Genomic DNA, 13078 nt, shown 5'->3' with positions numbered 1-13078 from the left:
GCGATGAGCGAGGCGACCCACGGGCCGCTGGTGCACGAGCCGCTGACACACGAGCCGCTGCCCGCCGGGGACCTCGCGGACGCCGGCACCCGCGCCCCTGCCCACGCCCGTACCCAGCAGGACCTGCTGAGCCGCACCGCGCTCGGGGTGTTCCGGCTGAACGGCCAGTTCCTCGCCATCTCGGAAGAGCTGGCCAAGCCGGCCGGGCTGACGGCCGCCTGGTGGCAGGTCCTGGGCGCGGTACTGCGGGAGCCACTGCCCGTCGCGGGCATCGCCCGGAACATGGGCATCACCCGGCAGAGCGTGCAGCGCATCGCGGACCTGCTGGTCGCCAAGGGCTTGGCGGAATACGCCCCGAACCCCGCCCACCGGCGGGCGAAGCTGCTGCGGCCCACGGAGGAGGGGCGGGGCGCGGTGGACCGGATCGGCCCGGGCCACGCGGCCCTGGCGGCCCGCCTCACCACGGAGCTGGGCGATGCCGCCTTCGCGGAGACGGTCCGCGTCCTGGAGCGGCTGGCCACGGCACTGGACGCGCTGGAGTCCGGCGCGCCGTCCGCCGGCATTCCCGCACCCGCGCCGGAATAGGCCCGGACGGCACCGCCTTCGGCGCCCTGCTCGCGGCGCGAAGGCCCCGCCGTGAGCGATTGTGTCGAAGTCAATAAGCCTGCAGGCAAAGCTTGTTACGTATAACGGAGCTGCCGGACACTGCGGCACATGGAGCCGTTGAGGGTAGTGGCACAACTGTGGGAGCGGATCGAGGCACGCGACTGGGACGGCGTGGCCGGGCTCATCGCCGAGGACGCGGTCATCGAATGGCCCGTGAGCGGCGAGCGCATCGTGGGGCGCGCCAACTTCATAGCCGTGAACAGCGACGACGACTGCGCGGACGAGAGAGCGGACGAGAGATCCGTGGAACTGCTGCGGATCCTGGCCGACGGGAACCTCGTGGTCACCGAGGTGGAGATACCCCAGGACCACGTCGTCTACCGGGCCGTCTCCCTCTGGACCGTGCGGGACGGGGAGATCGTGGGGGCGCGGGAGTACTGGACCAGCCCCGGCCAGGACCCGGCCCCGCGCTGGCGGGCGGGCTACGTCGAACCCCTGGTGGCAGACTGAGCCGCGGGCTCAGCGCTGGGCCGTGAGGTCATGACGTCGTGACGGTCACGACGGTCGTGACGGTCGTGGCCCTGGCTCGCAGGTATCCCCCGTCATACCTGAGAGCTACGCGCGAACACGGCTCCATGGCGTGACGCCGACCACGGGCCCGGATTTCTAACTTCGGTAGCAGAGAAGAGCGTTCACGGCTCTTCCGGCGACCGGAGGAAGAGGACCATGGCAACGGGGACGAGGACACAGACCGGGGCAGGGACACAGACCGGGGCAGGGACGCGGACCGGGGCCACGGGAAGGACCCGCGGGTCGGGCACGGCGCTCGCCACCGGGAGGGCCGGCTCCGGCAGTGGCCGGCTGCGCCGCGGCCTGCTGGCCGCCCTGGTCGCCGCGGCCGTGGTGGTCCCCGTGTCCGCCGCGGCCTCCCCGAACGTCCCGGCCCCCGCGCCCGCCACGTTCTCCGAGGACGCCACGCCCCGCAGCCGGTACGCCGCCAACAGCGCCAACCTCGCCGAGGCGGTCCGTACCGCCGAGGACGCCGACCGCCCCGGCCGGGCAGCCAGGCTGCGCGCCATGAGCGCGGCCGGAGCGGCCCGGTTCCTCACCTTCGACGGCCGCGGCAGGGGCCGCGCCGTCGAGGTGTTCGGCGAGCTGGAGAGCGCCGACCGGGTCGCCGTCCTGGTGCCCGGGTCCGACACCACGCTGGACACCTACGAGCGGTTCCGTGCCGGGGCCGTCTCCCTCCAGCAGCGCCTGCAGGCCGGGCATCCGCGCTCCGCCGTGGTCGCCTGGCTCGGGTACGACACCCCCGGCACGGTGAGCACCACCGTCCTGAGCGCCGACCGGTCCGACGCGGCCGCCGGCGAACTGGCTCCCTTCCTCGAGCAGTTGCGCGGCATGTCGGGGCCCGGTGCCCGGATCTCCCTCCTGTGCCACTCCTACGGCTCCGTGGTCTGCGCCCGGACCGCCACCGGGTCCGCGGTCGGCGACATCGCGCTGTTCGGCAGCCCGGGGACCGGGGCCGGGTCCGCCCGTGAGCTGCCGACCGGGGCCCGGGTCTGGGCCGGCCGGGGCAGCGGGGACTGGATAGGCAACGTCCCGCATGTGCGGTTCGGCGGGATCGGTTTCGGCACCGACCCGGTCGACCCCGCCTTCGGTGCCCGGCCCTTCGCCGCCGGCGCCGTCGGACACAGCGACTACCTCAAGCCGGGCACCGAGTCCCTCGACAGCCTGGCCGCCATCGTCCTCGGCACCACCCCCGCATCGGAGGCCGACCGTGGTTGAGTTCCGCGCCCGCTGGTCCACCTTGGCCGCGGGCATCGACGCAGCCACCCCGGCCGGGCGCGACCGGGCCGTGGACGCGCTGCGGGCCTTCGCGATCCTCGGCGTGGTCCTCGGCCACTGGCTGGTCACCGCGCTGACCGCACACGACGGCGCGCTGAGCACGACCAGCCCGCTGGCGCACCTGCCGTGGCTGGCCCCGGTGTCCTGGGTGTTCCAGACACTGTCCGTCTTCTTCCTGGTGGGCGGCCATGTCGCCGCCCGCGGGTACGGGTCGGCGCGCGAGCGCGGCCTCTCGTACGGCGCGTGGGCCGGTCAGCGGCTGGGGCGGTTGTTCCGTCCGGTCGCCGCGGTGCTGGTTCTCTGGACGGTCGTCGCGGCCGGGATGCTGATCGGCGGGGCGGAGTTCACCACCGTCCGGTCGCTGGTCACGCTGGTGCTGTCGCCGCTGTGGTTCCTGCTGGTGTTCGCCGTGCTCACCGCCGCGACCCCGCTCGTGGCCCGGCTCAGCCCGCTGTGGCCGCTGGCCGTGGTGGCTGCCGTCGACGTGTGGCGCTTCGGGCTGGACGGCCCCGGGTGGATCGGCTGGGTCAATGTGGGCGCGGGCTGGCTCGTCCCCTTCACCCTGGGCGCCGCCTGGTCCCGCGGGGCGTTCGCCCGGCGCGACCGGGCGCTGCTCCTGCTCGGCGCGGGCGTCCTGGCCACGGCCGCGCTGATCCTCTGGGGCGGGTACCCGGCGTCGATGGTGGGTGTCCCCGGGGCCGCCGTGTCGAACCTGAACCCGCCGACGCTGGCGGCGGCCGCCTTCGGGCTGGCCCAGTGCGGGCTGGCCCTCCTGGTGCGCGAGCCGCTGGCCCGGGCCATGCGACGGCCGGCGGCCTGGGCGAAGGTGGCCCTGGTGAACCTCTCCGCCATGACCGTCTTCCTGTGGCACCAGACCGCCATGATGGCCGTCACCGCCCTCGGGCTGCTGGTCTCGGCCGACCTGCCCGGGCTGCACACGGTGCCCGACTCGCCGGGCTGGATAGCGGCCCGGCTGCTGTGGCTGCCCGTGTTCGCCGCCGCGCTGTCGCTGTGCTGGGCCGCGTTCCGTATCCACGAGCAGGCATCCCGCCGTCCGAAGCCGTCCCGCGCCGCCCGTACCGCCGCCGCCCCCCGCCCCGGGACGGCCCCCGCCAAGGAGATCACCCATGTCTAGGGCCCGCCTTAGCCTGGACGGCGTGAACCAGCAGACCGAGCCACCCGCCGCCGACGTCCGCAGCCGCCTGCCGCTCGGCCTGGCCCGGGAGTTGTTCACCCTGCGCCGGGACCCGCTGCCGAAGATGTCGCGGCCGCGCTGGCTGGCCTGGCTGCCGCATGCGGTCCTCGGATACGTGGCCATTCCCTGCGGCGTCCTGACGGGAATGCAGCTGAACGACCATTACGGGGTGTTCGGTTCGGCCGTGCTGGGGCTGTCGCTGCTGACCTCCGCGTCCGTGGTGCTCAGCATGTTCCGTCCGGTCGCCGCCTGGTGGCTCGGGCTCGTCACCGCCGGCCTCGTCGCCTGGGCCATCCACGACCACGTCGGCCCGGGGCAGTCCTGGCCCTGGACGGCCGCCGGGCCGTTCACGCTCGCGCCCGTGCTCCTGATGGTCGCCCTGCGGGTGCCGCCCCGGGTGACCGCCTCGGTCATCGGCATCACGCTCGCCCTCAGCGGACTGGCCGACATCGTCCTCAGGCCGCCGCGGAGCCAGACCATCATCGGGGGCGTGGCCCTCCTCTTCGCGTTCGTGGGGATCCTCGGCTACGCCCTGCGGGCCACCCGCCTCGCCCGCGGCAAACTCGTCGAGCAGGAGACCCTCACCGAGGAGGAGCGGGCCCGGCGCACCCTGCTGGAGGAGCGCAGCCGGATCGCCCGCGAACTGCACGACGTCGTCGCCCACCACATGTCGGTGATCTCCATCCAGGCGCAGGTCGCCCCGCACCTGGTGGAGAACCCGTCCGAGGAGCTCAAGGAGAATCTGGCCGGCATCCGGGAGAACGCGCTGGAGGCACTGACGGAGCTGCGGCGGGTACTGGGCGTGCTGCGGTCCGAACGGCCCGACGATCCCGCGAACCCCCATCATCCGCAGCCCACCCTCGGCGACCTGGACGGCCTCGTGGACAACGTGCGGGGGGCCGGACTCGACGTCACGACCGAGATCGCGGGGATACGGCGGCCGCTGACCCCGGGCGTGGAGCTCACCGCGTACCGGATCGTGCAGGAGGCGCTGAGCAACGCACTGCGCCATGCGCCCGGTTCGCGGGTGGAGGTGGGCATCGCGTACGGGCCGCGTGATCTGCACCTGTGCGTCGCGAACAGCGCGCCGACCCGGTCGGCCCCGCCCTCGCCCGGTGCGGGGCACGGGCTGCTGGGGATGCGGGAGCGGGCAGGCATGCTGGGGGGCGAACTGGCCGCCGGCCCGCGCCCCGACGGGGGGTACGAGGTGAGCGCCGTACTCCCGATGGACCCGCAGGACCTGCCCGCGGTCCCCGACTCCGAGACGAAGAGGGCCTCATGAGCACCCCGATCAAGGTGATGATCGCCGACGACCAGATGATGGTCCGGCAGGGCTTCACCGTGCTTCTCAACGCGCAGCCCGACATAGAGGTCGTGGGGCAGGCGGTGGACGGGGCGGACGCGGTCGCGAAGGTGGCGGAGCTGGCTCCGGACGTGGTGCTGATGGACATCCGGATGCCGGGGATGGGCGGGATCGAGGCCACGTCCGTCATCACCGCGGTGCCGGACGCCGCGGTGAAGGTGCTGGTGCTGACCACCTTCGATCTCGACGAGTACGTGTACGAGGCGCTGCGGGCCGGGGCCTCCGGGTTCCTGCTCAAGGACGCGTCCGCCGACCAGCTCGCCGAGGCGGTGCGGGTGGTGGCGGCCGGCGAGGCGCTGCTCTCGCCGAACATCACGAAGCGGCTGATCACGGAGTTCTCCCGGCTGGGAGCGCCGCGCGCGCCGTCGCGGGCCCGGATCGAGGCGCTGACCGAGCGGGAGACGGAGGTGCTGTCGCTGATCGCCCAGGGCCTGTCGAACGCCGAGATCTCGGAGCACCTGGTGCTGGCCGAGCAGACGGTGAAGACGCACGTGAGCCGGATCCTGGTGAAGCTGGGTCTGCGGGACCGCACGCAGGCCGCGGTGTTCGCGTACGAGACGGGCCTGATCCGCCCGACGGGCTACTGAGCGGACCTGGGTAGTACTTGAGAGGGACCCCGGGAAATCCCCATCAGCGGCGACGCGGACGAGGCCGGTACGGACCTACGGTGGTGTGCATGACCGAGACGACCACCGGGGGAACATCCCGGGCACCTGAGTTCCGACTGGCATCTGAGGTGATCGCGACCCTCCGACGGGATCTCGTCACCGACGCCTTGGCCTACCGGCCGCTGCCTCTGGCGGAGACCTCCGGGCGCTTCGTGCGCCGGCTTCCCGGGGTGCTGCGCCGGTACGCGCCGTGGCGGCGGCATGCGGCGGTGGGGATCCTGTCCGTCCTCGTCGGGCTGACCGCGCTCAACACGCAGTTGGGCGCATGGGGCAACCTCAGGCCGATAGCCATGGCGGTGATCTCCGCGGCCCCGGTCCTGATGACGCTGGTGCGGCCGGTCGGCGCGTGGTGGGCGGCCATCGCGATGACGGTGGTGACGGCCGGCCTCGGCGACGGGTACGGCTATGGCTACAACTGGCCGTGGACCGACAGCAGTTTCTTCGCGTACATCGCGGTCATGTTCCTCGTCACGCTGCGGACCGGGGCCCGGGTGGCGGCCTGGATGTGGACGCTCACCCTCGTACTGGGATCGGCGATCTCCGTGGTGTTCAGCGGCCACTGGGGGTCGAACCTGCCCGAGATGGCGGTGGCCTCGGCCTTCGCCCTGGTGATCGCCAGCAGTATCCGGATACGCCTTGACGCCAGGGCGGAGGTGAGCGCGCAGCAGGAGGTCACGGCCGTCGAGCGGGACAAGCGGACGCTGCTGGAGGAGCGGACCACGATCGCGCGGGAGCTGCACGATGTGGTGGCCCACCACATGTCGGTGGTGGCGATCCAGGCGGAGGCCGCGCCGTACCGGGTGAAGAATCCGCCGCCGGAGCTGGAGGCGGCGTTCGTCACCATCCGGGAGAACGCCGTGGCGGCTCTGACAGAGCTGCGGCGGGTGCTGGGTGTGGTGCGCTCCGCGGACTACGAGGCCCCGGACGCCCCGCAGCCGACGCTGGCGTCGCTGGAGGGGCTGCTGGCCAATGTGCGGGACGCCGGCCTGATCGTGGAGAAGACGATCACGGGCTCGGTGCGGGAGCTGCCGCAGGGCGTGGAGCTGTCGGCGTACCGCATCATCCAGGAGGCCCTCAGCAACACGCTGCGGCACGCGCCGGGAGCCACGGCCGAGGTGGAGGTCTCGTACGTGCTGGGCGGCCTGGGCATAAGGATCGTCAACGACCGGGCGACCGGGGACGCGCGGCCGTCGCCGGGGGCCGGGCACGGGATCACGGGCATGCGGGAGCGGGTGGCCATGCTGGAGGGCGAGATGACGGCCGGCCGGACACCGGCGGGCGGGTACGAGGTGGCGGTGTTCATACCGGTGGCCCACCGTGCGGAGTCGGCGCCGGAGCCGCGGGAGGGGACGGTATGACGATCAGGGTCCTGATCGTCGACGACCAGGTGATGGTGCGCGAGGGGTTCTCCGTTCTGCTGAACGCGATGGACGGCATCGAGGTGGTCGGCGAGGCGGTGGACGGACGGGAGGCCATCGAGCAGGTGGCGGCGCTGCGGCCGGATGTGGTGCTGATGGACATCCGGATGCCGCGGATGAACGGGCTGGAGGCCACGCGGGAGATCGTGGCCGCCGACACGGACGCGAAGGTGCTGGTCCTGACGACCTTCGACCTCGACGAGTACGTGTACCAGGCGCTGCGGGCCGGGGCCTCCGGGTTCCTGCTCAAGGACGCGTCGGCCCGTCAGCTGGCCGACGGGGTCAGGGTGGTGGCGGCCGGGGAGGCCCTGCTGGCGCCCTCGGTGACCAAGCGGCTGATCGTGGAGTTCTCGAAGATCTCCGAAGCCCGCAAGCTGGCGGACCCGGCGGGCGCGGGTGAGCTGACGGAGCGGGAGACGGAGGTGCTGGTACTGATCGCGCAGGGGCTGTCCAATGCCGAGATAGCCGACCGGCTGGTCGTCGCCGAGTCCACCATCAAGACCCATGTGAGCCGGATCCTGGTGAAGCTGGGCCTGCGGGACCGGACACAGGCGGCCGTGTACGCGTACGAAACCCGCTTGGTGACACCCGCCTGATCGGACCCTGCCGGCTTTAGGGTGCGGGGATGGGCTTTGATCCGTGGGATGCCGCGTTCGTCGCCGATCCGTATCCGGCGTACCGGGAGTTGCGGGAGCAGGGGCGGGCCGTGTGGTGGGAGGCCACCGGGCAGTGGCTGGTGCCGCACTACGCCGATGTGAGTGCGCTGCTGCGGGACCGGCGGCTGGGGCGGACCTACCTCCACCGGTTCTCGCACGAGGAGTTCGGCCGCGAGGCGCCGCCGCCCGAGCACGAGCCGTTCCACGTGCTCAACGGCAACGGCCTGCTGGACCTGGAGGATCCTGCGCACGCGCGGGTGCGCAGGCTGGTGGCGAAGGCCTTCACGCCGCGGACGGTGGAGCGGCTCGTGCCCGCGGTGCGGCGGCTGGCGGGGGAGCTGGTGGGGCGGCTGCGTGCGGACGGGGGCGGGGATCTGCTCACCGTCGTCGCCGAGCCGCTGCCGGTGGCGGTGATCGCGGAGCTGCTGGGTGTGCCCGAGGCGGACCGGGGGTTGCTGCGGCCCTGGTCGGCGGACATCTGCGGGATGTTCGAGCTCCGGCCGGACGAGGAGACGGCGCGGCGCGCGGTGCGGGCGAGCGTCGAGTTCAGCGCCTATCTCCGGGGGCTGATCGCCGAGCGGCGGAGCCGCCCCGGGGAGGATTTGATCTCCGGGCTGATCGCCGCCCACGATGAGGAGGGGCGGCTCAGCGAGCAGGAAATGATCTCCACCTGTGTGCTGCTGCTGAACGCCGGGCACGAGGCCACCGTCAACACGACCGTCAACGGGTGGTGGGCGCTGTTCCGCAATCCCGCGCAGCTCGCCGCGCTCCGCGAGAGCCGCGATCCCGAAAAGTTGTCCACAGCTGTGGATGAACTCATGCGGTACGACACTCCCCTCCAGATGTTCGAACGCTGGGTGCTCGACGACATCCGGATCGGTGACACCGTCGTCCCCCGCGGGGCCGAGGTCGCACTGCTCTTCGGGTCCGCGAACCGGGATCCCGCGCGCTTCGACGATCCCGACGCGCTGGACCTCGTACGGGCCGACAACCCGCACCTGACCTTCGGGGCCGGGATCCACTACTGCCTCGGGGCGCCGCTGGCGCGGCGGGAGTTGGAGGCCTCGTTCGGGGCGCTGCTGGCAGACGGAGTCCCGCCGCTGCGGCTCGTCGAGGAGCCGCGGTGGCGGGACGGTTACGTCATCCGGGGGCTGGAACAACTGCTGGTGGAGTTCTGAGCCGGGACGCCCGCTAGGCGATCATGTCGCGGCGGCGCAGGGTGCCGAGGCCCGCCGCCGTCAGGGCCGCCGCCAGCGCGGTCAGGACCAGCAGCGGCGCCGGGTCCAGGGCCTGCGCGCCCGGGAGCCGGGGCAGGTGGGCGAAGGGCGAGAGGTTCAGGACGGCCTGCGGGAGGTTCAGCGCCGGGCCGACCCAGCCCAGGGCCAGCGCGCCCCCGGCCACCCCCCAGGCGGCCGCCGCGTACTGCGGGACCGCGCCGTACAGCAGTGCCGCCAGCGCTCCGATCAGCCAGACCGCCGGGAGCTGGGCGAGCGTGGCGCCGATCACCGCACCCGGCTCGCGGCCGTGCCCGAGGGCGAGACCGAGCCCTGCCAGCAGCAGGATCAGCGCCGATCCGCCGAAGGCCACGGCCAGGTGGCCGCCGGCCCAGCGCAGCCGGCCGACCGCGTTCGCCAGCAGCGGCTCCGCGCGCCCGCCCGACTCCTCACCGCTCAGGCGGAGTACGGCCGAAACGGCGTACAGGGCGGCGACCATGCCGAACATGCCGGCCATCGTGGCGAGGAAGGCGTCGGTCAGCGCACCCTGCGCGCCCGACCCGCTCTGCCCGCCCATCCGCTCGATGATCTCGCGGGTCCGGTCGTTGTCGCCGACCAGGTCCGCGGCGCCGTCCGCCATTCCGCCGAAGACGACACCGGCGATCAGGAAGCCCGCGCTCCAGCCCAGTACGCTGCCGCGCTGCAGCCGCCAGGCCAGCGCACCCGCCGTGCCCAGGCGTCCCTCGGCCGGCCCCGGCCGCGACGGCAGGAAGCTCATGCCCAGGTCGCGGCGCCCGGCCAGGGCGTACGCGGCGCCCGCCTGCACCGTGACGGCGGCGGCGAACAGGAGGAGCACCCACCAGCGTTCCGCGGCGAAGGCCCGGACGTTCTCCACCCAGCCGAGCGGCGAGGCCCAGGTCAGGGCCGACCGCCCGCCCCCCGTGCCGGCGTCGCCCGCGGCCTTCAGGACGAAGGCCGCGCCGAGCGCGGCGGCCGTGATCCCCTTGGCGGCGCGGGCACTCTCGGTCAGCTGGGCGGCGATGGCGGCCGTGCAGGCGAAGAACATCCCGGTGGCCGCGACGGCCAGGCCGAGGGCGACCGCGCCGGGCGCGCCCTGCCCCGCGAGACCGGCCGCCACCAGCAGGGCGACACAGGCGTTGGCCACGAGGGCGGCGAGCAGCGCGGCGGTCAGCGGGGCCCGCCGTCCCACCATCGCGGCGGAGAGCAGTTCCTGACGGCCCGTCTCCTCCTCCTCGCGGGTGTGCCGGACGACGATGACCAGGCTCATGGCGGCCGCGAGGACGGCGGCGTAGACACCGCCCCGCCAGGCGGTCAGGGCGCCGAGCGAATCGTCGAAGACCGGTCCGTACAGGGCACGCATCGAGCTGTTGGCGTTCATCGAGGCGGCGGCCCGGGCGCGTTCGGCGGCGGTGGCGTACACGCTGCCCAGTGAGCCGGGCATGCTCACCACCATGAGCGCGGTGACCAGGGTCCACACCGGCATCATCACGCGGTCGCGGCGCAGGGCGAGGCGCAGCAGCGCCCCGGTACCGGCCAGTCCGTTGTTCATCGGGACGCCTCTTCGGTGTAGTGGCGCAGGAAGAGCTCTTCGAGGGTGGGCGGGGTCGAGGTCAGCGACCGCACCCCCGACGCGGTGAGCGAGCGGAGCACCGCGTCCAGCTTGTCGGTGTCGGCCTGGAGGCGGACCTTCAGCCCCTGCACCTGGACGTCGTACACGCCCGGCAGGTGTGTGAGGCCGTTCGGCGGGCCGGCCAGCTCGGCGCTGATCGACGTACGGGTGAGGTGGCGGAGTTCGGCGAGGGTGCCGGTCTCCACGGTGCGGCCCCTGCGGATGATGCTGACCCGGTCGCAGAGGGTCTCGACCTCGCTGAGGATGTGCGAGCTGAGCAGGATGGTGCGGCCGGCGGCGCGCGCCTCGGTGACGCAGGCCTGGAAGACCTCCTCCATCAGCGGGTCGAGGCCGGAGGTGGGTTCGTCGAGGACGAGCAGTTCGACGTCGGAGGCGAAGGCGGCGACGAGGGCCACCTTCTGCCGGTTGCCCTTGGAGTAGGTGCGCCCCTTCTTGGTGGGGTCCAGCTCGAACCGCTCGACGAGCTCGGCGCGCCGGGTCCGGTCGAGGCCGCCGCGGAGGCGTCCGTAGAGGTCTATGACCTCGCCGCCGGAGAGGTTGCGCCACAGGGTGACGTCTCCGGGGACGTAGGCGATACGGCGGTGGAGGGCGACCGCGTCGGCCCAGGGGTCGCCGCCGAGGAGCTCGGCGGTGCCGGAGTCGGCGCGCAGCAGGCCCAGCAGGACCCTGATGGTGGTGGACTTGCCGGCGCCGTTGGGGCCGAGGAAGCCGTGGACCTCGCCGGTGGCGACCGAGAGGTCGAGTCCGTCCAGTGCGCGGGTGCGGCCGAATGCCTTGTGGAGGCCGGCAACGCTGATTGCCTTCGTCATGCTTCCGAACGTACGCTACTTTCACAAACTTGTGAAGTTTGGGAATCTCAGGAATCGCGTAAAGTCGGAAAGGTGGCAGATGACATGGTGAATGTGGACGCGGGGACCGATGCCGGCAGCGATTCCGGCACGGCCGCCGGTGCCCGGGACGGCGACGCCGTCTCCCGCTTCGTCGAGCGGTTCGCCGCGCAGCTGACCGAGGCCGGGATGCAGCGGATGGCCGCGCGCGTCTTCGCCCAGCTGCTGGCCAGCGACGGCGGCGCGATGACCTCGGCGGAGCTGGGCGAGGCCCTGCAGATCAGCCCGGCCGCGGTGTCGGGCGCGGTGTCCTACCTGACCCAGGTCAACATGGTCAGCCGCGAGCGCGAACCGGGCTCGCGCCGCGACCGGTACGTCCTGCACAACGAGCTCTGGTACGAGACCTTCACGCGCCGCGACCAGGTCCTGACCCTGTGGGAGAAGACCCTGCGCGAGGGCGCGGCCACCCTCGGCACGGACTCTCCCGCCGGGGCGCGCGTCGCGGAGACGGCGGCCTTCTTCGAGTTCATGCAGGGCGAGATGCTGGGTCTGATGGACCGCTGGCGGGTCCACAAGGCGACGATCGGCCTCGCCTGAGCGGGCCCGCCCCGGCCCGGCCAAGCCCGACCAGGCCCGCCGGGCCCGACCGGGCCCGACCCGGCCGGTCACCTGATGGCCGGACGGCCGGATCCGGAAGCACCGATACCCGCAGACGGGACACCTCCTGCGTGCCATGCTGGAACGCATGAACCTGGAGGACCTGGTACGGCTGCGCCGCGCCCGGGACATGATGGACCGCGAGTACGCGGAGCCGCTGGACGTTCAGGCACTCGCGAACGTCGCCCTCATGTCGCCGGGACACTTCTCCCGCAGCTTCCGCACCGCCTTCGGGGAAACCCCGTACAGCTACCTCATGACCCGCCGCGTCGAACGCGCGAAGGCGCTGCTGCGACGCGGCGACATGAGCGTGACGGACGTCTGCTTCGCCGTCGGATGCACCTCGCTGGGGTCCTTCAGCTCGCGCTTCACCGAGCTCGTCGGCGAGACCCCCAGCGCCTACCGGGCCCGCAGCCACGACGACGGCGCGGCGATCCCGGCGTGCGTCGCCAAGATCCTCACGCGACCGGTCAGGATCGGAGAAGCGAAATCCGCACCCTCCTCGTAGCGTCGACGGCATGGACATCAACCTCTCGCAGTGCTTCATCGCCGTCGACGACCACGACAAGGCGCTCACCTTCTACCGCGACATCCTCGGCCTGGAAGTCCGCAACGACGTCGGGTTCGAGGGGATGCGCTGGGTGACCGTCGGCTCCCCCACGCAGCCGGACGTGGAGATCGTCCTCGAACCGCCGCTCGCCGACCCGGGCGCCTCCGCGGCCGACCGGCAGGCCATGGCGGAGCTGCTGGCCAAGGGCCTGCTGCGCGGCGTGATCTTCTCCACCGACGACGTCGACGCCACCTTCGAACACATCCGGGCCGCCGGCGGGGAGGTGCTGCAGGAGCCCGTCGACCAGCCGTACGGCGTCCGCGACTGCGCCTTCCGGGACCCGGCGGGCAACATGCTCCGCTTCAACCAGCCCCGTAAGCCGTAGCCGCCGACTGCCGCAGGAGTCCGCGCAGGCGGCCCGCCCG

The 13078-nt window shown here is 72.8% G+C and carries 14 protein-coding genes; 12 read left to right on the top strand and 2 right to left on the bottom strand.

Annotated elements, in window-relative coordinates; all coding sequences use genetic code 11:
* The first annotated feature begins 3 nt into the window (after positions 1-3).
* The 9 genes from JYK04_RS23350 to JYK04_RS23315 all read left to right on the top strand — a co-directional run bounded on the left by JYK04_RS23350 (position 4) and on the right by JYK04_RS23315 (position 8932).
* Positions 4-585: a MarR family winged helix-turn-helix transcriptional regulator gene (locus JYK04_RS23350; protein ID WP_189743827.1), complete on the top strand. Its 582-nt coding sequence runs from the start codon at positions 4-6 to the stop codon at positions 583-585.
* 129 nt (positions 586-714) lie between these two features.
* On the top strand, positions 715-1116 hold the full coding sequence (locus tag JYK04_RS23345; protein ID WP_189743826.1) for a nuclear transport factor 2 family protein: 402 nt from the start codon (positions 715-717) through the stop codon (positions 1114-1116).
* 216 nt (positions 1117-1332) lie between these two features.
* On the top strand, positions 1333-2394 hold the full coding sequence (locus tag JYK04_RS41360) for an alpha/beta hydrolase (protein ID WP_229876530.1): 1062 nt from the start codon (positions 1333-1335) through the stop codon (positions 2392-2394).
* The gene (locus JYK04_RS23340; RefSeq protein WP_229876526.1) at positions 2387-3589 is read left to right on the top strand and encodes an acyltransferase family protein; all 1203 of its coding nucleotides are present in this window, start codon (positions 2387-2389) and stop codon (positions 3587-3589) included. Before JYK04_RS41360 ends, JYK04_RS23340 begins: the two co-directional genes overlap by 8 nt.
* 22 nt (positions 3590-3611) lie before the next feature.
* Entirely contained in the window at positions 3612-4931 is a 1320-nt protein-coding gene (locus JYK04_RS23335; RefSeq protein ID WP_229876524.1) for a sensor histidine kinase, read from the top strand.
* Complete coding sequence (locus tag JYK04_RS23330) at positions 4928-5599, top strand: response regulator (protein ID WP_030383691.1); 672 nt, start codon at positions 4928-4930, stop codon at positions 5597-5599. The genes JYK04_RS23335 and JYK04_RS23330 overlap by 4 nt, the downstream gene beginning before the upstream one ends.
* A gap of 89 nt (positions 5600-5688) precedes the next feature.
* The gene (locus JYK04_RS23325) at positions 5689-7038 is read left to right on the top strand and encodes a sensor histidine kinase (protein WP_189743820.1); all 1350 of its coding nucleotides are present in this window, start codon (positions 5689-5691) and stop codon (positions 7036-7038) included.
* Complete coding sequence (locus JYK04_RS23320) at positions 7035-7694, top strand: response regulator (protein WP_189743818.1); 660 nt, start codon at positions 7035-7037, stop codon at positions 7692-7694. Before JYK04_RS23325 ends, JYK04_RS23320 begins: the two co-directional genes overlap by 4 nt.
* 29 nt (positions 7695-7723) lie before the next feature.
* A complete protein-coding gene (locus JYK04_RS23315) occupies positions 7724-8932 on the top strand; it encodes a cytochrome P450 (protein ID WP_189743816.1) in 1209 nt (402 codons plus the stop codon).
* A gap of 13 nt (positions 8933-8945) precedes the next feature.
* Here the strand turns inward: JYK04_RS23315 and JYK04_RS23310 are convergent, their stop codons facing one another.
* Together JYK04_RS23310 and JYK04_RS23305 are read right to left on the bottom strand one after the other, a co-directional pair.
* Positions 8946-10538, bottom strand: coding sequence for an ABC transporter permease (locus JYK04_RS23310; protein WP_189743814.1), 1593 nt, complete (start codon positions 10536-10538; stop codon positions 8946-8948).
* Positions 10535-11428 carry an ABC transporter ATP-binding protein gene (locus JYK04_RS23305; RefSeq protein ID WP_189743812.1) on the bottom strand — a complete coding sequence of 298 codons (894 nt, stop codon included), beginning with the start codon at positions 11426-11428 and terminating at the stop codon, positions 10535-10537. The genes JYK04_RS23310 and JYK04_RS23305 overlap by 4 nt, the downstream gene beginning before the upstream one ends.
* Positions 11429-11512: 84 nt before the next feature.
* On the opposite strand from JYK04_RS23305, the gene JYK04_RS23300 reads away from it, so the two are divergent.
* From JYK04_RS23300 to JYK04_RS23290, 3 genes are all read left to right on the top strand, one after another.
* Complete coding sequence (locus tag JYK04_RS23300; RefSeq protein WP_189744138.1) at positions 11513-12043, top strand: GbsR/MarR family transcriptional regulator; 531 nt, start codon at positions 11513-11515, stop codon at positions 12041-12043.
* Between the two features lie 148 nt (positions 12044-12191).
* Positions 12192-12611, top strand: coding sequence for a helix-turn-helix domain-containing protein (locus JYK04_RS23295; RefSeq protein WP_030755782.1), 420 nt, complete (start codon positions 12192-12194; stop codon positions 12609-12611).
* 10 nt (positions 12612-12621) lie between these two features.
* On the top strand, positions 12622-13038 hold the full coding sequence (locus tag JYK04_RS23290; protein WP_189743810.1) for a VOC family protein: 417 nt from the start codon (positions 12622-12624) through the stop codon (positions 13036-13038).
* Positions 13039-13078: the final 40 nt, after the last annotated feature.

The sequence above is a fragment of the Streptomyces nojiriensis genome (assembly GCF_017639205.1).
Taxonomy (GTDB): domain Bacteria; phylum Actinomycetota; class Actinomycetes; order Streptomycetales; family Streptomycetaceae; genus Streptomyces; species Streptomyces nojiriensis.
This window is presented reverse-complemented; position numbering and strand designations above follow the sequence as displayed.